Origin of the sequence: Acetobacter conturbans, from assembly GCF_011516755.1 — a bacterium.
Taxonomy (GTDB): Bacteria; Pseudomonadota; Alphaproteobacteria; order Acetobacterales; family Acetobacteraceae; genus Acetobacter; species Acetobacter conturbans.
Genome location: NZ_WOSY01000013.1, coordinates 1 through 23,588 on the forward strand (window position 1 = coordinate 1; position 23,588 = coordinate 23,588).

The 23,588-nt window shown below is 58.4% G+C and carries 18 protein-coding genes; 12 read left to right on the forward strand and 6 right to left on the reverse strand.

From position 1 onward, the window contains the following. Nucleotides 1-253 precede the first annotated feature (253 nt). From GOB81_RS12830 to GOB81_RS12875, 10 genes are all read left to right on the forward strand, one after another. Nucleotides 254-751, forward strand: coding sequence for a sigma-70 family RNA polymerase sigma factor (locus GOB81_RS12830; RefSeq protein ID WP_173570828.1), 498 nt, complete (start codon nt 254-256; stop codon nt 749-751). Between the two features lie 82 nt (nt 752-833). Continuing rightward, the gene (locus GOB81_RS12835; protein WP_173570829.1) at nt 834-1,787 is read left to right on the forward strand and encodes a FecR family protein; all 954 of its coding nucleotides are present in this window, start codon (nt 834-836) and stop codon (nt 1,785-1,787) included. 217 nt (nt 1,788-2,004) lie between these two features. Continuing rightward, on the forward strand, nt 2,005-4,506 hold the full coding sequence (locus GOB81_RS12840; RefSeq protein ID WP_242010262.1) for a TonB-dependent receptor: 2,502 nt from the start codon (nt 2,005-2,007) through the stop codon (nt 4,504-4,506). Beyond that, entirely contained in the window at nt 4,506-4,790 is a 285-nt protein-coding gene (locus GOB81_RS12845; RefSeq protein ID WP_173570831.1) for a hypothetical protein, read from the forward strand. Before GOB81_RS12840 ends, GOB81_RS12845 begins: the two co-directional genes overlap by 1 nt. 2 nt (nt 4,791-4,792) lie before the next feature. Beyond that, nucleotides 4,793-6,346, forward strand: coding sequence for a PepSY-associated TM helix domain-containing protein (locus GOB81_RS12850; RefSeq protein WP_173570832.1), 1,554 nt, complete (start codon nt 4,793-4,795; stop codon nt 6,344-6,346). Then, nucleotides 6,343-6,717, forward strand: coding sequence for a DUF3325 family protein (locus GOB81_RS12855; RefSeq protein WP_173570833.1), 375 nt, complete (start codon nt 6,343-6,345; stop codon nt 6,715-6,717). The genes GOB81_RS12850 and GOB81_RS12855 overlap by 4 nt, the downstream gene beginning before the upstream one ends. Nucleotides 6,718-6,736: 19 nt before the next feature. After that, nucleotides 6,737-7,456 carry a tonB-system energizer ExbB gene (gene exbB, locus GOB81_RS12860; RefSeq protein ID WP_173570834.1) on the forward strand — a complete coding sequence of 240 codons (720 nt, stop codon included), beginning with the start codon at nt 6,737-6,739 and terminating at the stop codon, nt 7,454-7,456. 6 nt (nt 7,457-7,462) lie between these two features. Next, on the forward strand, nt 7,463-7,960 hold the full coding sequence (exbD, locus tag GOB81_RS12865) for a TonB system transport protein ExbD (RefSeq protein WP_242010263.1): 498 nt from the start codon (nt 7,463-7,465) through the stop codon (nt 7,958-7,960). A gap of 44 nt (nt 7,961-8,004) precedes the next feature. Continuing rightward, entirely contained in the window at nt 8,005-8,832 is an 828-nt protein-coding gene (locus GOB81_RS12870) for a TonB family protein (RefSeq protein ID WP_173570888.1), read from the forward strand. A gap of 888 nt (nt 8,833-9,720) precedes the next feature. Beyond that, a complete protein-coding gene (locus GOB81_RS12875) occupies nt 9,721-12,138 on the forward strand; it encodes a recombinase (protein ID WP_173570835.1) in 2,418 nt (805 codons plus the stop codon). 24 nt (nt 12,139-12,162) lie between these two features. Here GOB81_RS12875 and GOB81_RS12880 read toward each other — a convergent pair whose 3' ends face one another. Together GOB81_RS12880 and GOB81_RS12885 are read right to left on the reverse strand one after the other, a co-directional pair. Then, nucleotides 12,163-12,435: a hypothetical protein gene (locus GOB81_RS12880; protein ID WP_173570836.1), complete on the reverse strand. Its 273-nt coding sequence runs from the start codon at nt 12,433-12,435 to the stop codon at nt 12,163-12,165. Continuing rightward, a complete protein-coding gene (locus GOB81_RS12885) occupies nt 12,380-13,048 on the reverse strand; it encodes a ketopantoate reductase family protein (RefSeq protein ID WP_173570837.1) in 669 nt (222 codons plus the stop codon). Before GOB81_RS12885 ends, GOB81_RS12880 begins: the two co-directional genes overlap by 56 nt. Nucleotides 13,049-13,189: 141 nt before the next feature. On the opposite strand from GOB81_RS12885, the gene GOB81_RS12890 reads away from it, so the two are divergent. Next, a complete protein-coding gene (locus GOB81_RS12890) occupies nt 13,190-13,984 on the forward strand; it encodes a helix-turn-helix transcriptional regulator (RefSeq protein ID WP_173570838.1) in 795 nt (264 codons plus the stop codon). A gap of 136 nt (nt 13,985-14,120) precedes the next feature. Further along, nucleotides 14,121-14,300, forward strand: coding sequence for a transglycosylase SLT domain-containing protein (locus GOB81_RS17900; RefSeq protein ID WP_277876924.1), 180 nt, complete (start codon nt 14,121-14,123; stop codon nt 14,298-14,300). Nucleotides 14,301-14,333: 33 nt separating this feature from the next. Here GOB81_RS17900 and GOB81_RS12900 read toward each other — a convergent pair whose 3' ends face one another. From GOB81_RS12900 to GOB81_RS12915, 4 genes are all read right to left on the reverse strand, one after another. Further along, nucleotides 14,334-15,806 carry an efflux transporter outer membrane subunit gene (locus GOB81_RS12900; RefSeq protein ID WP_408736934.1) on the reverse strand — a complete coding sequence of 491 codons (1,473 nt, stop codon included), beginning with the start codon at nt 15,804-15,806 and terminating at the stop codon, nt 14,334-14,336. Nucleotides 15,807-15,877: 71 nt separating this feature from the next. Beyond that, nucleotides 15,878-19,192 carry an efflux RND transporter permease subunit gene (locus tag GOB81_RS12905; RefSeq protein WP_173570841.1) on the reverse strand — a complete coding sequence of 1,105 codons (3,315 nt, stop codon included), beginning with the start codon at nt 19,190-19,192 and terminating at the stop codon, nt 15,878-15,880. Continuing rightward, nucleotides 19,192-22,344, reverse strand: a complete 3,153-nt coding sequence (locus tag GOB81_RS12910; protein ID WP_173570842.1) for an efflux RND transporter permease subunit — start codon at nt 22,342-22,344, stop codon at nt 19,192-19,194. The genes GOB81_RS12905 and GOB81_RS12910 overlap by 1 nt, the downstream gene beginning before the upstream one ends. Next, the gene (locus tag GOB81_RS12915) at nt 22,341-23,540 is read right to left on the reverse strand and encodes an efflux RND transporter periplasmic adaptor subunit (protein ID WP_173570843.1); all 1,200 of its coding nucleotides are present in this window, start codon (nt 23,538-23,540) and stop codon (nt 22,341-22,343) included. The genes GOB81_RS12910 and GOB81_RS12915 overlap by 4 nt, the downstream gene beginning before the upstream one ends. Between the last annotated feature and the right edge of the window lie 48 nt (nt 23,541-23,588).

The window sequence follows — 23,588 nt, forward strand, 5'->3', positions numbered from 1 at the left end:
CACGAGACTTGAATTCACCCGAATACCGTTTCCGCGTAACCTTCCCCATAAAACCCGTCCTCGCTCAGGTCGGGGGATAGCTTAGCCACCTGTCCGAAAAATGGGGACCACTTCTTAATGCTTCCTTCCACTCGCGTGAAAATAATGCACCATCAAATCCCGAAACTAAACACCTAGGCATGTCTAATTTGCGAATAGTTCTTAACTATGCTACCCGCCTGATCGGTATCACCAGATTGGATGACCACGAAGAGTGGACAGAACACGAATCAGCAGGCTGTTTTCGAGCCACCGGCGTGAACTGGCTGACTATGTCGGCAGGCAGTTGAACGACCGTGATCTCGCCGCTGATTTCGTACAGGAGACCTTCATCCGTTTCATGGAGCATGGCGAGGCCCTTCCGGCGGAAGCCTGTCGTGCGTTCCTCTACAGCACACTTCGTAATCTTGTGATCGACCATGTGCGGTCAGTGCGTCGCCGCAAGACGTCCAGCGTCCCTGTCGATGATCTTGCGCACATAGTTGATGACCGCCCCTCTGCGGAAGACGTTATGGCGGCGAGGGAAAGGATCCGCCAGATCGCCGCTCTCCTTGATGAATTGCCGCACCTCACGCGGCGGATATTCGTGCTCAATCGGGTAACCGGTTTGAATTATCGCGCCGTGGCCACACAACTCGCAGTATCGGAAAGTACGGTGCAGAAGCATCTTGCGGCGGCGCTTCGCCATCTTCTGTCGCGACTGCCGCGCTGATCCCTGTCTTTTTCTTTACTGTTTTCGTGATGTTCGGACGTCTTATCTGTAGTTGCCCCATCGCGATCAGAAAGCCGGGCTTATGACAGACACCACTGATGACCAGCAGGACAGGATCGATGCTGAAGCTGCGGAATGGGTTATTCGTCGCGGTGGCAGTAAACTGACGCTCGAAGAGCAGCAGGCTTTTGACACGTGGCGATCTGCGTCGTCTTTGCATGATGCAGCTTTTCGGAGAGCGTCCGGTCTGTGGTCGGATCTCGACGTTGGCGGTCGAGAGAAAAAAGCGCACCATCGCCGAGCTTCTACGCACGTGACTGCCGCAGGTATGGCCGGGTTATTTGTGTTGGGTCTTGGCATTGGCGCGGGTTGGGTCGAGCCTGCCCGCTGGTTTGCCGATTACACGACGGGGAGAGGCGAAATTCGCACTGTCCAGCTCGATGATGGCAGCATCGCCGAGCTGGACAGTCATGCGGCTCTGAGCATCCGTTACTCGGCAAATGAACGTCGCGTCCTACTCATAGGCGGAGAAGCTTATTTCACTGTTGCACCGGTGACAGGGGATGAGCACAGGCCTTTTGTCGTGGAAGCAGCGGGTGGCACCTCAACCGCGCTGGGCACACAGTTCATGGTCGCGCGAGAGGGTTCCGATGTGGACACGACCGTGACCGAGCACAATGTGCGTGTCACCGCGCAGGATCGCAGCAGCCGGTTACGATCAGTTATCGTTTCAGAAGGGCAGAAAGTGCATTACGACCGCGATGGTCTGGGTGGGCCCCATGAGGTACCCACTGCAATACTGACAGCATGGCGTACTGGTCAGATTGTCTTTGATAATGAGCCCCTTTCCGGCGTCATTGACCGCCTAAATCGCTATCGGCACGGCCGGATAGTGCTGGCGAAGCGTAGTCTGGTCAACCGGCGAGTAAGTGGCGTGTTCGCCTGTGCGGATGTTGAGAGCGCCCTGACGACGATCAGCCAGGAGCTCCACCTAAAGACGATCTCTGTAGGTGGTCTGGTCACAGTGATTTATTGATGTGTGCCTTTGTTTCAATGAGCTGAGCAGAAAAATGGCCTTGGTGACTGCTGCAGTTTCTGATTCGATAACATATTGTAAATTAAGAGATAAATAAAAAAGAATGAAGGAGATGAAAAAACCTTACTGAGTCCCTCACGCTCAGACGTCCTACTCCATGAAGCAAATGCAATTCATTCGCGGCTACGCCGGGAAGGCCTCGTGGAGTGGGAAGAGGATGAACTTTGAAAAGGCACGCCGATCGGCAGGGCGTGGCAGAAACTACACAACAGCTCTTTGTGGACTGATGTCTGGAACGACGCTGGCGTTTGCGGGTCTTCTCGTTTCTGATATCCCGGCGCGTGCGCAGGACCTGCCTGCCACTCGTGCTGAAGCTCAACCGACAATCTCGGTAAATATTCCCGAAGGTGACCTCAATAGTTCTCTGCTTGCCCTGAGCCGCAAGGCCGGGTTGCAGGTCTTCTACGACATGACCAAGGTCAAAGGACTACGTGGGAATGCCGTGTCCGGCACCATGACGGCAGATGAGGCCCTTTCCCGTATTCTGGCGGGCAGTGGCTATACGTTTTCGCGCTCAGGTCGTCGTATTTCGATAGTGGAACCGTCCTCCACCATCACGCTTGGGCCGGTGCGGGTGGGAGGAACTTACCGGGCGGCCATTCCCTCCACCGCTATGATCGGCAACCTGCCACCAACCCTTCCTGGTGGCGAGATTGCGCGTGGTGGCCAGCTCGGGATGCTCGGCAACCGCGATGTGATGGACACGCCGTTCAATCAGACGAGTTATACTGAGGAATTTATAGAAGAGCGTCAGATCAGAAGTATTCGTGACGCATTAAAGGATGACCCATCCGTCAGAGCCGGGTTCGCGACGGGGACCGCTGGCGTGGAGAGGCTGCAGATACGCGGTTTCAACGTCGATAACGTGGATATCTCCTATGGTGGGCTTTACGGAATGATGCCTCTTGGCGGCACTGTATCCGAACTGGCTGAACGGGTGGAGGTTCTCCGTGGTCCTGCCGCGCTACTCAATGGCATGTCTCCCGGTGGGGCGATCGGAGGGGTCGTCAATATCGTGCCCAAGCGCGCGCACGACAAACCAATCTCAAAAATCGAAGCGGACTACACCTCAAACGCCCAGTTTGGAGGTCACGCCGATGTCGGCCGACGCTTTGGTAAAGAAAAACAGCTTGGCGTCCGCATCAATGGCATGATTCGTTCCGGTCCGACCGCAATTCCCTATAACGACATGAAAACGGCGTTGGTGGGAGCAGGGGTCGATTTACGCCTTCACCGGTTCCGGTTATCGACTGATTTTGGCTATCAGTATCGCGATATTGACGGCGTTCTACCATTTTTTCAGCTTGCGTCTGGTATTCCCGTTCCGGATGCGGGTCGGGCGAAGAGGAATTTTAATCTGCCCGGCACTTATGTGCGCGGAGAAGATCTGTTCGGTGTTTTTCGTGGCGAATTCGATCTTTTTCGAAATTTTACTGCATATGGTAGTGTCGGTGTTCATGATTACAACGTCAGGGGCGCGTATTTCCAGCAGATCGTCGTCAATGATCGGGCGGGTAATTCAAAAGGCGCAACGCCCGTCGGGGTTGCACAACGTGCCCGTTATCTGACGGCTGAGGTCGGAGTGCGTGGCAAAGTTGTCAGCGGTCCAGTCACGCAAGAACTGGCATTCTCGGCCAACCGCCTTGATCTTGATTTTGGGCGAGTATTTGGGGTTAATACAGCCCTTCCCGCATATAATTTGAATGTTTACAATGGAGTGGCTGCGTACTCATCCGGAAATAAGATCTCTGTTCCAGGCAGTGTTGGGACGACAAGTGTCTCGACATTGTCAAGTCTCGCATTCGTCGACACGATTTCGGCACTGGATAAGCGTATTCAGGTAACGGCTGGTTTGCGGGTACAGCGCGTTCAAAGCGCTAATACCGGTTCGGACCACGTGGGGACAAAAACCGGCATCTATGACAGGACGGCGATCAGTCCCGCGGTGCTCGCGGTATTCAAGCCCCTGAAGAATGTCTCGATTTACGGCAACTGGATTCAGGGCCTCCAGCAGGGGACCACTGTTGCCTCAACTTATGCTAATTCGGGAGAGATTTTTGCACCCTACAAATCAACCCAGTACGAGGTTGGCGTAAAAGCAGACTTGAAAAAATTCATTGTAACATTTGACGTATTCCAGATATCGCAACCTAGTACGGTTACGGACGTCAACACCAACACAATGTCCGTTAATGGCAGTCAGCGTAATCGCGGGCTGGAACTCAATATTGCCGGAGAAATCGTGCATGGGCTGCGTGCCACGGGTGGGCTGATGCTTCTGGACCCGATCCTCACGCATACTCAAGGTGGCGCCACTGACGGCCAGCGTGCTGCTAATACCTCTCCCGTCAATTTCAATATGGGACTGGATTACGATGTGCCGTTTATTAAGCGTCTTTCAGTCACAGCCGACATTATGTACACACATTCGGAATATATCGAAACTGGCGCCAATCGCAGAAGTATACCCGCATGGGTAAGGTTGGATATGGGAGCCCGCTACGGGTTGAAAAATCCTGCGTCGAAAGACGGCAAGATCACGTTGCTTCTCAATGTCGATAACGTAACAAACGAACGTTACTGGAATTCGGGCGGGTATAATTATCTTTCGTTAAGTGCACCAAGAACGGTCCGTTTCGCGGTAATGGCGGATTTCTGATGTCCAGTTCAGGATTCAAAGTGATTGGCCGGATCCTTCTTGCTACCGGCGGAGGATATTTTGCCTCATCCTCGGCTATGGCCATTTTCTGCCTTCTGCTTGTGACTTTGGGCATGCCACGTGCAGACGCCGTCACACTCGGGATCATTCTCGTTTTTGCGTTTTACCTCTGTCTTATTCTCTGGGTCTTTGCGGCACGTGCCTTGTGGCGGCCTGTCGCGGTGCTCTCGCTGCTCATTGCCTCCGGTTATGGACTTACCGCCTTTGTCGGGCATGGGGGCTGAGTATGAAGCAAGATTTTCGTCGCTCCATGGGCTGGCTGCACACGTGGGCAGGCGTGGTGCTGGGAAGCATTCTTTTTGCAATATTCTGGATGGGTACACTTTCAGTTTTCGATAGTGAGATCGATCTGTGGATGAAACCGGCTACTCGTCTGGCTCCTGCTGTCAGCACATTGCCGCTTGAGAGTTTTCGTTCTTCGCTTGAGGAAGCGATCTCGGCGAAAGCAGCGTTTTGGAACGTGACCTTGCCGAGTGATCGAGACGCGGTGTTTCACACGCACTATGGGACCAGAAAAAAAACGATCATCCGTGACATTGATCCTGTGACGGGGCGTGAGTTGCCGGACGCTGGAACGTTAGGTGCGACCGGATTTATTTTTCCATTTCACTATACTCTCAACACTGAACTGATGAATTTAGGTGAATGTGTGGTGGGGTTGGCCTCTATGGCCATGCTCGTCCTGTGCGTTACCGGCGTTATCATTCATCGCAAGATATTTGTGGACTTCTTCACTTTTCGGCCACGCGCGAACCCACGACGGCTGTTGCTGGATCTCCATAATATTTCTGGTGTGTTCGGCTTGCCCTTTCACATCGTTCTGACATTTTCCGGACTGGTCATTTTGGGGGCAACCTATTTCCCAGCCGGTGTGAGCGCCGTTTATCCGAACACGCGTGCTTATTTTTTTGATTCAAATGGTCTTTCATTTCTGTCCGTAAAACATGGGAATCCCGGAGCGCCGGTCGTTTCGCTGGATGAGACAGCCATGCGGGCACGGTCGTTATGGGGCGGAGACGAGCCCCATCTGGTTTTGGTGGCCAATCCCGGTATGACGACGAGCCGGATTGCTTTCTTTCGTGGAAACGAAAGGCAGGTCGTCGTTGACAGAGATGTCGTAGCGTTCGACGGCCCGACAGGCGAACTCCTCTCGCGGTCGCCTCGCCTGACTCCGATCATGCGGGCACAGCGATTTCTGAGTGGGGTGCACCTCATTGAGTTTCATCACTGGGTCCTGCGCTGGCTGTATTTTGTGCTGGGACTGGGGAGCTGCGTGTTGATCGCAACCGGTTTCCTGTTCTGGCTGGAGTCACGACGAAAGAAACAGGGTGAGAATTTCGGCTTCCGTCTGGTGGAAGGGCTGACAGCTGGTTCCGTGACCGGAATTATCCTCGCAACGCTGGCGTTCTTCATCGCCAATCGTCTGCTGCCACCCGGTGCGCAGGTCTTCGGTCTGGAGCGTGCAGCGCTGGAGGTCTGGGCGTTCTACCTCGTCTGGATCGCGGCGTTCCTGCATGGCTGGATGTGGCCCCGCCGGGTGTGGATCGGGCAGAGTGCCGCGATTTCTGCCCTCGCTCTCACGGCGGTGGTTCTGAACTGGATAACGACGGGCGATCATCCATTGCACACCCTGTTTCATCGTTATCTCTGGCCGGTAGCCGGCATGGACGGGGTGTTGCTGGCTGGTGGGGCTCTGGCTTTGCTGACAGCAGTAAAACTGTCCCGCCGGATGCAGAACGGGGCCGTTGGCAGCCGCCCGGTGGCATCGGAAACAGCATGATGTCGGCTTTCCTGTTCTGCACGTTCCTTGGACTGTTGCTGTTCCTCGCCTTTGCGCTGCTGGCACTGACGCAGTTTCCACACCGCCGTGTGACAGGCACGGCTGAACTGCTGCCCCGCCGGGTGACACAGGTGCGGCTGCTGGCGGGGCTGTTGCTGGTTGTGACTCTGGGTCTGGCCATCTGGAACGAGGGGGGCGGGTTCGGATTTCTGCTGTGGGCCAGTCTGCTGTCGCTGACGGCCTGTGCCGTGGCGTTCGTTCTGGGCTGGTGGGCCGGCCTGCTGGTCCCTCTGGCAAGGGTGATGCTGAACCCGCATCCCCTTCTTGCAGTTGTCAGCCTGCTGCCAGGTTCCGGCAGACAGCCCGACTGATATTCAAAGGAAGTCTGTTATGACCGTTTCGTTTTCTCCGTGGGATATGTTCCTGAATGCTGGTCACGTCGTGCGATGCGTGATGATGCTTCTGACGCTGGCGTCCCTGCTGACCTGGGCGATCTTCCTGGCCAAATCAGTGGAGTTCTTCAGTGTAAGGCGCCGTCTTTCCCGAGCGGAACGGAATCTGGAAAGTGCTGGCTGCCTCGACCGGGGAAAGGTGGACACCCGCGATGGCGGGATTGCCCACATGCTGGTCATGGCGGCCGAGACCGAACGTGAGCGTTCGCGGGATATTCCCGATGATCGCGACGGTCTCAAGGAGCGTATCGTCCTGCATCTTGAACGTCTTGAAGCTGCTGAGGGACGACGTTTGATGCGTGGCACGGGTCTGCTGGCCACCATCGGCGCGACGTCACCCTTTATTGGCCTGTTTGGCACGGTGTGGGGAATCATGACGTCCTTCACAGGCATTGCTGCCACCAAGGCGACCAGCCTTGCGGTCGTTGCGCCCGGCATTGCCGAAGCCCTTCTGGCCACAGCACTTGGACTGGTGGCTGCGATTCCTGCTGTGGTGATCTACAACCATCTCGCCCGCCAGTCAGCCTCGTGCCGAGCGCAGGTGGCGGACCTGACGGCGCTGGTCATGCGTCTGGTCTCCCGCGATCTGGGACGGGCTCAGGCCCTGACAGGCAGCGGGCAGATCGTGCGTATCGGTTCCTGTGTTGCCGGGGAGTAATCGGCCATGATCCGCATCCGCCACACTGACGAGAGCCCGCACGAAGCCCATGAGATCAACGTCACACCGTTTATCGACGTGATGCTGGTCCTGTTGGTGATCTTCATGGTCACGGCACCGCTTACTACGGTGAACGTGCCGGTCGATCTGCCATCCTCGACCGAAAAACCGACACCGCGTCCCGATGATCCGGTGTTCCTGACGGTAAAGGCCGATCATGGTCTGGCGCTGGGAGAGGACGACATTGCAGCCGATACGCTTCCGTCCGCGCTTATGGCTGCGACAAAGGGCAACAAGGACGAACGCATATTCCTCCGCGCCGACAGGAGGGTCGATTACGGCACGCTGATGGGTGTGATGGATAAGCTGCGTTCGGCTGGTTACCTCAAGGTCGCTCTGGTCAATTTGCAGGGACAGGAGGAGGGTAGTGAAGGGGGAGGCGCCACCATTCCTGCCGGTGCTTCAGTGCCAGCAGTCAGCTCCGGCCCTGGAAATACACCGTGAACAGTTCGGCGGATATCGTGGGGACAGTGAGCGTGCCCGGCTCTATGGAAGATCACGTCCCGTCTTCCTTTGAGGACTGGCAGCGGGGACGGCTGCGTCTCGCGCAACGTGCGGATACCCTACGCTGGGGCCTGTCCTTTCTGGCTGTGCTGACCGTGAGTGGTGGCGCAATCTGGTGGATCATGCGTCTGCCACCGCCCGTGATGGCGGTCCCCGAACCGCCATCCGCTGCAATCGCCATCGACATGGCACCCGAACCGGTGTCTGCGCCGATACCGCCGACAGATGTGTCGCCCGGACCGCAGCAGACACTCTCCGCCTCTGACCCCGCACCGGAGGAGCCGCCAAAGATTTCCGCACCGCCGTCCCCCGCGCCCAATCCGCCGGTTCCAGTCCCAAAACCGGAAAAGCCGCTCAAGGCTGTGAAGAAACACAAGCCCGTGCCGCATCTGAAACAGCGTGTGCCTGACAAGACCCCACCCGCCGAGGCGACCACAGCCCCGCCATCAACGGAGGCGCCCCCAGCTCCGACACAGGCCGCTCCCGCTCCGGGCTCCTCATCGTCACATGCCTCGCATGACCCGGTGAGCTGGCAAGGTGCGTTGCTCGCGCAGTTGGAGAAGTTCAAGCGTTACCCGTCCGAGGCCATGGCCGATCATCAGAAAGGTGTGCCGACCGTGACCTTCTCCATGGACCGTAAGGGCCATGTGCTCTCGGTCACATTGGCCAGCAGTTCCGGGCATGTATTGCTTGATCAGGAAGCCATAGCCCTTCCACGTCGTGCCCAGCCACTGCCTGTTCCGCCAGACAGCGTCGAGGGTGATCCCATCACACTGACCGTGCCCGTCGAGTTCTACATCCATCAGGACTGACCGACCGTGAGTCAGACATCCCATCGTGGTGTTACTATTCGTTGAGACCCATTTTTCGGAGTCCCATGCAGCCAGCGCCGATATAATAAGCGTGTGGTAGCAGGCGTTTTTTACTTACAGAATGGCGTTCTGGTGGAGGGGTATGTGGTCCGCTTTCGGAAGGTGACGTAAATCTTCCTTACATCGCCCAATGAGGGCGGAAACGCCTATCCTTACATCGCGCAATATGCAGCAGCAGGGGATGTAAATGATGCAGAAAACTATCGTGCGGTGAAATCTCCGTTGTCTGTAGCGACAATATTTACAAGCCGTTCGCTTTCCCTGATCGGTCCGGATAACCAGAGAAATTACGAAGTCCGGGATAGAGAACGTTTCCTTCTCCATGGCTGCCGTGAACAGACTGCTCAGGACATCCATATCACCAGTGACTCGAGCAGATCCCGCTCAAATAAAATCATTTAAACGGGTAAATATGATCTGAAAACAATGAATTAGATTATTTCTTCTGAACCTGAGTGCGGTGGAAATGCTTTAGGTCGGGTATGGCCTCGCCCGAGGAGAAACGGAGACAGGCAACGCTGCAAGAGACGTGAAATCCGATCGCCGTAGAAAATAGGGAACCGGCCGGTTGGTGAGGAGGTTTCGGGCAGTTCGGCGGCGACACCGTCGGCGCGCGGCCAGTGTCCCGACTCTGCTCCAGACGGGCGAGACAAAAAAGCAGCCTGAGTCGCATGAGGAAAGTCCTGGCTCTCAGCGGATGATGCCTTCCGAGCCACAACTTTACCCGTGCATGGCACAAGATATGGTGTCATGATGCCTGTACGACCACAATATGAGCGATATTCTGTCCGTTATGGGCTACGCTCGCCTAAACGATGGAGCCGGTGCATGGACGGAGATTTCTCGCTGTTTGGTAGCGGGCAGGGCGGACGGATCGCCGTGCGTCATCCGTTCGAAGGCGCCTTCGGCACCCGGCCTCTACCGGCTCGTGCGCTTGATCGAGGCATAGGGGAGGCGGTGGGCCGTCGCACCGTGTTTCGTCCCGCCGATCATGAAGATTTCGGCCGGGTTGCCGATCGGGTGGCGGAAGGCAATGCCGGTCTGCTGGAAGCGGTCGATGAGCGTGAGATCATGCAGTTGCGCAATGCCATCGCGACCGGTGCATTGCTCACTTCGGGTCGTCACCTCCAGCACGGCGATAGCGGGCAGCCGGGGCGGAACATGGAGATGTTCACCAACTGCGCGACGGCGATCTGCTCCTTTGCCAAGTTCTACCTGCTGCTGAACGGCTCCGGTGTCGGCCGTGCCTATGACGATGAACTCTGTGTCGTCGACTGGGCACAGGCTCCCGATCTGCATTTCGTTCTGTCGCCCGATCATCCGGATTATCCACGTGAGCGTGCAGGGCTGCTGCGCTTTGGCCTCGACATGCAGATCGTGCCCTGGGGCACGGCGCTGGAAACATTCGATGCCGACATGGACTCTCAGGTTCGGGCGTTTCTGGATGAGGTCGTTCTGACCGCAGCACCGGATCAGACGGGTGCCATCGTCCACGTCATTGAGGACAGCCGGGAAGGCTGGGGCAAGGCCGTCGAGACGATCGAAGCCATGGCCTTTCGTGGCGAGAAGGACCGGATGCTGGTGCTGGATTTCAGCGCCATTCGCTGCGCCGGAAGTCCGATTGCCGGCATGCAGGGCCGGCCAGCCTCTGGTCCTGTCTCGCTGCTGCGGGGACTGCTGAACGTCCGCCAACATGTGATCGAGGCCGCACGCGAGAATGCCATGCCGCTCTGGGAGCAGGCGCTCCGTGTGGATCATTACCTGTCCGTCGAGGTTCAGGTCGGCGGTGCCCGCCGTGCCGCGCGCATGGCGACCAAATCCTGGCGCGATACCGAGGTGCTGCGCTTCATTCGTGCCAAGGAAGAGGGCGGCCTGTGGACGGCCAACCACTCCGTCATGGTCGATCGCGAGTTCTGGGATTGTGTGAATGATCCCGCACAGACAGGCTCGCTGGCCGATCACGCCCGCGCCGTGTTCGCTGAGGCGACCCGTTGTGCGTGGATCAATGGTGAACCGGGCTTCATCAATGGTGATAGGCTGGAGGATAGCCGCACCGGCAGCGCCCGACAGAAGGCGGTCCATGCGGATGGGCGGGATTTCCGCTCTGCGCGCTATCATGCGACGGAGGCTGCCGCTCTGCTGGCAGATCTCGCAGGACGTGCTGCCAGGGCGCGCTTCCCGGTCACGACCAATCCGTGTGGAGAAATCACCCTGCACGTGACGGGTGGTTATTGCGTGATTGGCGACTTCGCACCGCTACTGGCCTGCCCGGTTGCCCTTGATGATGTGGCGCCCGGTTCTGTGCCGGAAGAAATCGCTGAAGTCTGGGATGCCCGCGTGCGGGATTCCGTGCGTCTGGGTGTGCGGCTGCTTCTACGAGCCAACCGTATGGACGCGCTGTATGGCGAGGAGGTCCGTCGGACCAATCGGATCGGCATTGGTCCGACCGGGCTGCATGAATGGGCATGGGTGCGTTTCGGCCTCGACTTCCGCGATCTGCTGGACGAGGAACGCGCTGCGTCTTTCTGGCGTGCAGTGCAGGAACTATCGAGCATCGCGAAGGGGGAGGCGAATGCCTATGCGCAGGAAACCGACACAGCCAAGCCGGTCACGGTCACGACCGTCAAACCGGCTGGCACTACCTCCAAGCTGTTCGGTCTGACTGAAGGTGCACATCTTCCGGCACGACGGCAGTATCTGCGCTGGGTGCAGTTCAAAGGGGTGCGCCGCGAAGATGGCACATGGGAAGCGGGGACTGATCCGCTGCTCCCGGCTTATGAGCGCAAGGGGTATCCGGTGCGCTCGCTCCGCAGTTTCCCCGGCATGAGCATCGTGGGTTTCCCGACCGTGCCGCTGATCCAGCGTCTCGGCATGGGGGACCGCGTGGTCACCGCGCCTGAGGCTACCCCGGAAGAGCAGTATCGCTGGCTGGAACTGCTGGAGAAATACTGGATCGGAGCGGAACAGGGCAATCAGGTGTCCTACACGCTCAAGATCTACACCGATCGGCATGATCTCGACGGGTTCCGGACCATGGTGGCAACGCACCAGCCGCATGTGCGCTGCTGTGCGGTGTTGCCGAGCCGGGCAGATTCTGATCTTGGCTATGAATATTTGCCGGAAGAAGAAGTGTCAGCCGGACGCTTTGCCGCTATTACTGCGATGATTCAGGATGATGATGATGATGTCAGGGAGGTGGTCGACTGGGCGCATCTGCAATGTGCCAGCGGGGTTTGCCCGATCTGACCGGAGGAGGCAAAATGATATCTGTTATGCTGATGGTTTCATCGCGCGGATTGCGTCGCAGTTTACCTGCACCGCAGGATCGCCGGTAACGACCAGCATCTCTTCGATCAGGGCGCAGCATTCGGCTTCGCCTGTCGCGAGGAGAACGCGAAAAGCCATGACACGAGACAGACCCCATAGCATAGCCGCCACGACAGGAACCGGCAGCCGCTCAAGCCTGACTTTTCCGCGCGGGTAGAGTTCATAACCCTGACTGCGGATCAGTCCGAAACAGGCCCGGAGGCCCAGCGCATGCACGGCGCCAGGGTGCTCCACCACCACGACGCTCTCCGGCAACAGCAATACTCTCGAACGCCACGCCAAGAGGCACATGACAGCGCAGCCAGAGCGCCATCCTGTCTTCATACCGCGTTGGCAGATCTGCCGCTTTGAAGATTGACGCCAGGTATGGATCACTCGTCAGCGTCTGTCGGCTGGCGCCCCCCATCGTGACCTTGATCCTGCCCTGCGTATCCATAGTGGATTGAAGGAACGGCATGCCCAGAGCCGCCCGCTCCACACCCACAGCCTGCTGAAGATGCTCAGGGTCGAAGGTCATGAGCATGAACTGGATCGCCCTTGCAGCACTGCGCCGCAGGGATGGCAGAAGCTGCACGGTGTGAGGTGCCGGAACCGTAACGAGATCGTAGGGCACGGTCTCATCAAACCTGTCGGTGACGGTGGTTGAGGCCCGCTCGCCGTCCGTTGTGACGATCCCCCCGTCACGCTGCAATTGCGCCAGCCGGACAGAGTCAGGCCTGGCAATGACTGTCACATCATGATGGGCGTTCCGGACGAGATGAAAGGCGAACGCGCTCCCGAGCCGGCCCCCGCCGAGAATTGCGATCCGCAGGGGTGATGCTGGACTCATGGACATTTTTTCGCCTTTTCGACGCTTTGAAATCTGAAGTGCCACAGCGGTCTGTGCAGCGCGCTTGTGGAAAGACAGGATGAGCCGCCCTTCTCTACGGTGGTAAAGGTGTGAGGTTATCGTAGTATAAGGCTTAACAGGATGAGCACGCAGTTCCCGAACGAGAACGCTCTGGGCGTCGCCCTTCGCAAAGCGCGCCTCAGGCTTGATCCTGCGGCTCTTGGTTTTTCGTCCACACGGCGGCGAACACCGGGTCTTAGACGGGAAGAAGTCGCGCAGCGCGCCAATATCAGCGTGACCTGGTACATCTGGCTTGAGCAGGGGCGTGGCGGAACACCATCCTCCGCAGCGCTGGAACGGATTGCGAGCGCCTTGTTGCTGACGGATGCAGAGCGTGAAAATCTTTTCCTGCTTGGACTGGGCCGTCCTCCACAACCCTGTTACCGACACAGTCTGGATGTTACGCCCCGTCTTCAGCGTGTTCTGGATGCTCTTGATCCCAGCCCTGGCTTCATCAGAAGTGCCACCTGGGACATGGTGGCTTGGAACAGGGCAGCCACGGAACTCATGACGGATTTTGCGTTGCTGCCACCGGAACAGCGCAATATTCTCCGTCTGACTTTTCTTGATCCCCGCACGAGGCAACTGCATCCAGACTGGGAAAATACCGCGCGATTTATTGTCAGCGCATTCCGGGTCGATTCCGCCCGGGCAGGCGCTGCAACAGCCATCGAACCCTTGGTGAGGGAACTCTGTGTTTCAAGTCCGGAGTTCAGCGCGATGTGGCAGGATGAGACGGTGTATGCGTCCGAACATGCCGCCAAGATCATGTATCATCCGCTTCATGGTCCGCAGAGCTTCGAAGTTTCAACTTTCGGCGTGGATGGTCGCCCTGACTTGATCCTCGTCGTTTACAATCCTGTGGCGCCAGCCTGAACAATCGGACTGCCTCTTCAAAAGCAGACGTTCATCAGGAAGAAGTTTCCAACTCATGCGACCTCAACAGGGGCCTCCATCGGCCCTTGAATTCCGGCTGAACGAAGCGAGGGGAGGCGCGTTGCGGCAATCGCACATGCTCTTGCACGCAGGTCTTTGTCCTCGATCTTACTTGCACCCAGAACGAAATGCAGCCGCATCACCCATGGGCGCAATGGGCCTTATGCAGATCATGCCCAAGACGAGGAACGACCTCCGACGAAAATGGGATGTCGTTACTGATCCGCACACCACTCTCATCGCGGGTGCGGTGTAATTACAACCAGATCCTCCTTTTCTGCAGGAACGCCTATTTCCTCTCCAGGAAAGCTGGCACGAGCGGATTATCCAGTTGCAGGGACGATTTGCTGGGAAGGGCCTGTGCGCTCCAGCCACCTCCAAGATCGGCAATCAGTTTGACGCTGGCCAGAAGACGATTTTCCTGAATCTGGAGGGCAGATTCCTGATCGCTCAGGGCCGTCTGCTGGCTGGTAATGACGGTCGTATAAATTGCCGTTCCAAAACGATATTCATTCATCGCGATTTCGGCCGCCTTTAACGCCGAGATCACCGCGGCCTGCTGCTGGTCGCCCTGCTGTTGCAGAATGCGGAGCGTGGAAAGCTGGTCTTCCGTATCCTGGAGCGCGGCGAGCACGACCTGCCGATAATTGGCGACCGCAGCGTCATAATCCGCGTTGGCCTCCTGAACGGCGGCTGTGCGGGCACCCCCTTCGAACAGGGTTTCGCTTGCAGAGGCTCCGAGCGACCAGATCCGGTTTGCAACCTGAACCAGTGATTGTACAGGTGTGCCGCTGTAGCCATACGCCGCTGACAGTGACACGTCAGGGTAGAACGCGGCAATGGCGGCGCCGATTTCCGCGTTATATTCCTCCATCTGCCGCTCGGCCGCTGCGATATCGGGTCGTCTCTGGAGGAGGGTGGCCGGTAGCGTGACAGGCACGCCCGGTATTGTTGCAGGCATTTTCGAGCGTTCGAGCGAGAAGTCGGCAGGGGCTTTCCCAATCAGGACCGCGATGGCGTGTTCGTATTCGGCGCGGTTCACATCTGTCGCGGTTGCGTTGGCCTGAGCCTCCTGAAGGGTGTTCGTCGCCTGATACTCGTCAATGCCGCTCGCGGTGCCGCCAAAATGCTGGTTCCGAACGATCGCCAGAGCATGCTCATAAAGACCCATGGACTGTTCCAGGAGAGTTTTCAGGGACTCCTCATAACGGAGAGAAAAATAATCCTGAGCCAGTTCGGACTGATAGGAGAGACGCGCATTGGCGACATCGGCGGCGCTGATCTGGGCTGCGGCAACCTGTTCCTGAATTTGGCGTCTGATCTTGCCCCACAGATCAAGGTCCCAGTCAGCGGAGACCTGGGCGGCATAGGTGTTTCGTGTCGAACCGCTATACTGCGTTCCCGAGGTAGAACTTGCCGTGCCGCCCTGACTGTTCCGTGCAAAGCTTACGCTGCCTGCAAGACTTGGATACAGGCTTGCTCGCGCCGCAGTGACCGCAGCCCGGGCCTTGCGGTAGTTGGCTTCATATTCTTTGATGTTCTGGTTGCTCAGGGCAACCTGCGCTTCAAGCTGGTTCAGAATGGGATCGTTATAGGCGCGCCACCATTCGCCTTTGGGCCAGCTCGCCATCTGTGGATTGGCAGCGGTCCACCCGGCAGCGGGTTGCAACTCCTTGAAGCCGGCGGAGACAATGGCTTTCGGGCGCTTGTAGTTCGGGCCCACCATCAGGCAACCCGAAAGAGCCAGCGCAGTGAATGCCATCAGACCGAAGCGGGCGCAGAGAGACGGAATGCGGAAACGTCGCGTCATGAGAGAGTCCTGAAACATACGCATCACGATCTGGAACTGACCGGATAAAAGATCCGTGACAGGATCAGGAAGAATGGCTGGCGCGCACGCCGCATCCACTGGCCGAAATGATCGAGAAAGAGATAGATCACCGGGGTCGTATAAAGCGTCAGGATCTGGCTGAAGAGCAGGCCACCCACGATGGCGATCCCAAGCGGGCGCCGCAACTCCGAGCCGTATCCGCTTCCGATGACCAGCGGCAGAGCACCCATCGCGGCGGCGATCGTCGTCATGAGGATGGGCCGGAAACGCAGAAGACAGGCTGTATGGATGGCCTCTTCGGCGGACAGGTTGTCGTGGCGCTCCGCATTGATGGCGAAGTCCACGAGCATGATGGCGTTCTTCTTGACGATACCGATGAGCAGGATCAGCCCGATCAGGGCGATGACATCGAATTCCTGACCGAAAAAATACAGGGCGAGGAGTGCGCCGACACCCGCGGAGGGGAGTGTCGAGAGAATTGTCAGCGGATGGACGAAGCTTTCATAGAGAATGCCCAGAACCATATACACCGCGGCCAGCGCGGCGATGATAAGCAGCGGTTCCGAACTGGTGGATGTCTGGAATTGCGCGGCAGTGCCTGCGAAGCTGCCATGAATGGTGGAAGGCACCTTCAACTTCACCATCTCCTCGTTGATGATCCGGACCGCATCCGACATGGATGCACCGGCAGAGAGGTTGAACGAAAGCGTGGCGGCCAGAGCCTGTCCCTGATGGTTGACGGTCAGGGACGTGATGCCGTCCTTGATATTCGAAACGGCCGAGAGGGGAACAAGCGTTTCGCTCGTTGACGAGACGGCGGACCCGCTGGACGCGCCATTACCGCCAGCGAGGCTGTTCTGTATCGAATTCTTGAATGACGCGCTGTTTGTCGAAGCACTGGTCGTTTCGGTGGAAGTGGTCGCGGAAGACATGCGGATCGTGTTGCTCTGGGTGCTGCCGCTCGCAGTGCCGCCCGAAACACTGACCCAGACGCGCCGCAGCATGTCGGAATCCGCCCAGTAGCGCGACTGGACATTCATCACGACACGATACTGGTTGAGCGGATTATAGATGACGGACGCCGCACGCTGACCGAAGGCGTCGTAGAGCGCGTTGGTGACGAGCTGTGCTGTCAGCGCCGTCCGTCCGGCGAGATCACGGTTGATGTCGACGTCGCTCGCAAGGCCACCACGCTGGATGTCAGTCGAAATGTCGGCCAGTTCGTGATGGCGTTGCAGGGCGGCCTGCAGGCGCGGCATCCAGTCATAGAGCGTGGTCGCGTCGCTGCTCTGGAGTGAATACTGATAGGCGCCGTTGCTCATGCGGGCGCCCGATGGCAGCAGACTGGGGAGCATGGCGATGAACTGCGCGCCGGCAACATCACTGGTCCGGCGGCGCAGGTCGCTCATAGTTTGCAGAACCGTGGAGCTGCGCTGGGTCTTGTCTTTCAGCTCGATGAACATGTTCGACTGGTTCGCGGCGGTTCGTCCGCCGACGAAACCGGTCACGCTGACCACGTCCTTGTTGGCAAGAATGCTTTTCTGGACGCCGGTGATCTTCTGCATCATCGCCTGGAACGAGATGGCCTGATCCGCCGTCAGATGGGCCATCATCGTGCCGCTGTCGGTGGTGGGCAGTAGGCCTTTTGGCATCCGGACGAACAGCACGACCATGATGGCGATGGTCACTGGCAGGGACAGAATGACGGTTTTCCGGTGGCGGAGTGCGACGAGCAGCGATCTTTCATAAGCGTGCTGCAACCCGTTGAAGGCCCGTTCGAGCACGGCGGAAACGCGAGACCAGATGCCGCCTTTCGACGTGTCCGTATGCCGGATGTCCGACTCACGGAGCACGCGCGAGCACATCATGGGGGTCAGCGTCAGGGAAAGTCCCATGGAGACAATGACCGTCACCGAGATCGTGACGGCGAATTCGTGCAGGACGTTCCCGATCAGTCCTCCCAGCATCAGGATTGGGAAGAAGACCGCCACCAGGGAGACGGAAACCGACAGCACCGTGAAGGCGACTTCCTGTGCTCCAGCGAGGACAGCGACAGCGCGTGTTTCGCCTCTTTCCATGTGGCGGCTGATGTTTTCGATGACGACGATGGCGTCATCAACGACAAACCCCGTCGAGATCGTCAGGGCCATCAGGGAAAGATTGTCCAGCGAGTAGTGAAGCAGTTCCATGACGCCGAAGGTCGTGATCAGGGACGCCGGGATTACGACCGCTGGTACAAGGGTCGTTCGCGGCGAACGCAGAAATATCAGAACGACGGCGACGACGAGCAGAACGGAGAGCAGGAGCGTGTTTTTTGTATCGCTCAGGGCCGCGCGGATGGTGAAGGAGCGATCCATGCCGACATGCAGTTCCACATCCGCGGGAAGTGCTGCCGTCAGAAGCGGGAACTGGGCCTTGATCTGGTCGATGGTCTGGACGATGTTGGCGCCCGTTCGCGGAAAGATGATGACGAGGACAGCGCGTTCTCCATTGTAGAAACCGCCGTTCTCGACATCTTCGACCCCATCGCTGACATCCGCGATATCCTCGAGCCTGACCGGTCGGTTGCTGCGGTAGGCTACAATAAGACCCTTGAGATCCTTCGCGTTTCGCACCTGATCGTTCGTCTTCAGGATGATGCGCTGGTTGCCCCGCGTGAGAAAGCCTTTGGGTGTGTTGGCGTTGGCCGCGGCAAGGGCGGCCCGGATATCCTCGAACCCGATGCCGTATTTGAAGATTTTGAGCGGGTTCATCTCGACCCGAACGGCAGGGAGCGCGCCACCGCCAAGTTCGACCTGTCCCACGCCGCTGATCTGGGAAAGATGCTGTTCCAGAACGTTGGTTGCGGCATCGTAGATCTGGGCGGGACTTCTGGTTCTGGAGGTCAGGGCCAGAATGAGAATGGGCATCCCGGCGGTGTTGGCTTCATGATAGACCGGGTCCTGCCGCAGGGTGGTCGGCAGGTCGGCCCGCGCCGCATGAATCGCGGCCTGCACATCGCGCGCCGCGCTGTTGACGTCACGTGACGTCTCGAACTGAAGCGAAATATTGACCTGCCCGAGGACGGACTGCGAGGTCATTTCCGTGAGCCCTGAAATCGTGCCCAGATGCTGCTCCAGAGGCTCGGCAATCGTGCTGGCGATTTCTTCCGGCGTGCCACCGGCCTGCTGTGCCTGGACCTGGATGACGGGCAGATCGACATTGGGCAGATCGGCGATCGGGAGGAGTGAGTAGCCGATCATCCCGGCAATCATGAGGCCAAGCACGGCAAGCGTGGTGCCGATCGGTCGCCGGATGCACAGGGCGACGATGGACATCAGACGGTCCCTTCATCGGGAGCAGGATGGCGCCAGGACGCGATGCGCATCCGCGTGCGTTCCATGAACAGATAGATGACCGGCGTCGTGAACAGGGTGAGAAGCTGGCTGACCATCAGTCCGCCTACAATCGCGTAGCCGAGCGGGCGTCTAAGCTCCGATCCGACGCCCGATCCGATGACCATCGGGAAGGCGCCAAGCATGGCGGCCAGCGTTGTCATGAGAATGGGCCGAAAGCGAAGGTGGGCCGCCTTCGTTATGGACGCAACGGGCGACAGACCTTCTATCCGTTCGGCTTCCAGCGCGAAATCGATCATCATGATTGCGTTTTTCTTGACGATGCCGATCAGCAGCACGATGCCGATCACACCCATGATATCCAGTCCACTACCCGTCATCCACAGGACCAGCAGCGCTCCGATGGCGGCCGAAGGGAGCGTGGACAAGATGGTGAGCGGATGGATGAAGCTCTCATAAAGAATGCCGAGCACGATATAGACCGCCACCAGCGCCGCGAGGACAAGCCATGCCTCGTTACTCATGCTGTTTTCGAACACGTCCGCTGTGCCGATAAACGATGTCTGGACGGTGGCCGCCATCCTGAGTGTTGTGCGTGCCTTGTCGATCGCCGAGACGGCCGCGCCGAGCGACTGGCCGGGGGCAACGTTGAAGGAGATGGTTGCCGCCGGAAACTGAGCAACATGCGTGATCATGAGCGGCGCGAAGGAGGGCGTCATCTTCGTGACTGCCGAAAGTGGAACGAGGCCGGACGTAGGGGCGCGCGTCGGACCGGACGTACTGGCGCCCGTTGTCGCGCTGCCAGCCATGTAGATCTTGCCGAAGGAGTCCGGAGACTGCTGCAGTTGAGGAATGGCTTCGAGGATTACGCGATACTGGTTGGATTGTGTGTAGATCGTCGAAACCTGCCGCTGGCCGAAGGAATCATAGAGCACGTTGTCAACGGTCTGCGGCGTGATGGCGAACCGGGCGCCGGTTGCCCTGTCCAGCGTGATATCTTCCGCCACGCCCTGCGCCTGCAGGTCGGAGGCGACATCCGTGAGGGCGGATGATTTCTTCATTTCTGCCACGAGACGCGACGACCAGGTGGCGAGCCTTGCTGAGTCGGAATCCTCGATCAGGAACTGGTACTGCGTGGCCGAGACGCTCGTGTTCAACGTCAGGTCCTGGACGGGTTGCAGATAAAGCTGCGCGCCCGGAATATCCTGCGTTTCGCGTAAGATATTCCGGGCGATCTGCGTCGCGGACAGGCTTCTTTTATCGTGATCACGCAGGTTGATCTGGAACCGGCCACGGTTCAGTGTCGTGTTGTCTCCATCCACGCCGATATAGGAAGACAGGCTGGTGACATCGGGGTCTTTCAGGATTGCAGCGCCGAGCTTCTTCTGGAGGTCTGCCATCGCGTCAAAGGAAATCGAGGCATCCATGACCGAGACGCCCTGAAGAACGCCAGTGTCCTGCTCGGGGAACAGCCCCTTGGGGATGACTGCGATCAGAATGCCGGTCAGCGCCACAGTGCCGAGAAACACCATCAGTGTGAGTGTCTGATGTCGCAACACGTGGACGAGGCAGCGGTCATAAAACGCGATCAGTGACGCCATCATCTGATCGGCCTTGCGCGCCCATCGCGGTTTCGCGGATTGGTGGGCTGCGTCCCGTAGCACGCGCGCGCACATCATGGGCACAAGCGTCAGGGAAACGACGGCGGAGATCATGATCGTTACGGCCAGCGTCACGGCGAATTCGTAGAACAGACGCCCGATCACATCACTCATGAAAAGCAGGGGGATCAGAACAGCGATGAGGGAGACCGTGAGCGAAATGATCGTGAAGCCGATTTCCCCGGCACCCTCAAGGGCGGCTGTCATGCGATCCCGCCCCATTTCCACATAACGCGCGATGTTCTCGATCATGACGATGGCATCATCAACCACGAAACCTGTCGCGATCGTCAGCGACATCAGCGAGAGGTTGTCGAGTGAAAATCCCATCAGCTGCATGGCCGCCAGGGTGCCAACAATCGAGAGCGGAACAGAAAGCGCGGGGACGAGCGTGGCCGCCGGGTCATGAAGGAAGACGAAGATGACCGCGACGACGAGAGTCAGCGCCAAGGCCAGTTCGAATTCGACATCGACGACCGAGGCGCGGATCGTCGTGGTCCGGTCGGTCAGGAGTGTGATGTGAATGCCGGCTGGCATATCCTGTTCCAGACGCGGGAGCGCGGCTTTGATGGCGTCGACCGTGCTGAGAATATTGGCCGCTGGCTGGCGTCGGATGTTGAGGATGATGGCGGGCTTGTCATTGGCCCAACCGGCAAGCTGGGTGTCTTCCGGCCCTTCGATGACTGTGGCGATATCCCTCAGGCGGATGGGACCGTTATTGGCGCTCGACCAGCCAATCACCTGTTTCATGAGCTGGTCGGTGCTGGCGATCTGGCTGTTGACGCGGATCGTTCTGGCCTGCTGGGAACCGTTGAACGTGCCGGTCGGTGCGTTGACGTTGACGTTGCCGATCGTCGTGCGCAGCGTGTCGAGATCAAGCCCGTAAGTCGTTGCCTTCTGGACGTTCACCCGAACGCGATAGGCCTTCTTGTTGCCACCCGAGAGGGAGACTTCGCCGACGCCGGAAATTTCACTGATCTTCTGTTGCAGGCGTGTCGCGACATAGTCCTCGACTTCCGTCAGTGGCATCGTGTTGGATGTGATGCCGAGGATCAGGATAGGCGTGTCGGCGGGATTGACCTTGGAATAGATCGGGGGTGCGGGGAGCGCTGTTGGGAGCAGCGAATTCGCCGCATTGATGGCTTCCTGCACCTCCTGTTCCGCAACATCGAGCGATGTCGTCAGACCGAAGCGCAGGGTGACGACAGAAGACCCCCCCGAGGATTGCGAGGTCATCTGGTCGAGCCCCGCCATCTCGCCCATCTCATCCTCAAGGGGCGCCGTGACGGAGGTCATCATCACATCGGCGCTCGCCCCCGGATAGAACGTGCGGACGACGATTGTGGGATAATCGACTTCAGGCAGTGCGGAGATCGGCAGAAAACGATAACCGATCATACCCGCCAGCAGCAGGGCGAGCATCAGCAGCGTTGTGGCGACGGGGCGCTGGATGAACAGGCGTGAGAAGTTCATGGGGCGGATGAGGGGGGGGCGGTGGGAATGGAGACCCTGGCCCCGTCATGGAGGCGGTCGACGCCGGAAATGACGACACGCTGTCCTTCACTGATGCCCGACGTGACGACAATGATGTTGTTCTGGCTGATGCCCGTCCTGACGACCACCGCCTTTACCGTGCTGTCAGGCTGCACGACATAGACGAACGACCCGTCGGGGCCTGTCTGGATCGCGCTCGCTGGTGCCTGAACGACGTTTTTTTCCGTATCGACCAGCAGATGGGCGTTTACGAACTGGTTCGGGAAAAGATCCTCATCCGTATTGTCGAAGAGGGCGCGGAGGCGGATCGTGCCGGTGGATGTATCAACCTCGCTGTCCAGGCTGCTGACCTTGCCGGTTGCGAGTTTCTCACTATCCGAACTGTCCCATGCCTCCACCGGCAGTTCCTTGACCTGGCGAAGTCTCTTCCAGATCAGTCCGAGCCTGTCCTGCGGAACGGTGAAAATGACCGAGATCGGCTTCATCTGCGTGAGGATGGCAAGCCCCCCAGTCTGACCGGCCGTGACGTAATTCCCCCTGTCCACGGCGCGGATGCCGATCCGTCCACTGACGGGAGCGCGGATATGGCAGTATTCGATGTCCAGCTTGTAGGTCTTGACCAGTCCCTGATCGGATTTGACGGTTCCGACAAGTTGCTGGACTTTATAGCGCTGATCCTGAGCCGTCTGGGCCTCGATACTGTCGTGTTTGAGAAGCTTCTGGTAGCGCACGTCGTCCATCCGCGCTTCTTCGAGTTGAGCTATGTCAGCCGCCAGTTGTCCCTCATACTGCGTGAGCAGGGCTTCGTAAGGACGGGGATCGATGACGGCGAGAAGGTCCCCCTCCTTCACGTCCTGCCCTTCCGTAAAGAGAACCTGTGTCAGATAACCCTCGATACGGGTCTGGACCGTGACGGTCGCGAGGGGAATAATGGTTCCCAGTTCGCTCAGGATAAAGGGCATGTCCCCTTTCGTGACGGTCGCCACACCGACGGGAGTGGCACTTTGAGCGGCTGGCGCCGCCGCGAATGCAGTGCAATCCACCGGCACGAACGGCGAGAGTGCTGTTCCGATCGTGAGCGCGGCAACGATGAAGCGCAGACCGGACGGGGGGCGCAGGGATGGGTTGCGCCGGTCGGTGAGCGGAGACTGAACAGGCGGTTTAAGGAAAAACATAAGAGACCGATTCCGCTTTTTGCGACCGAATGAAGGCGACGTGCTGTG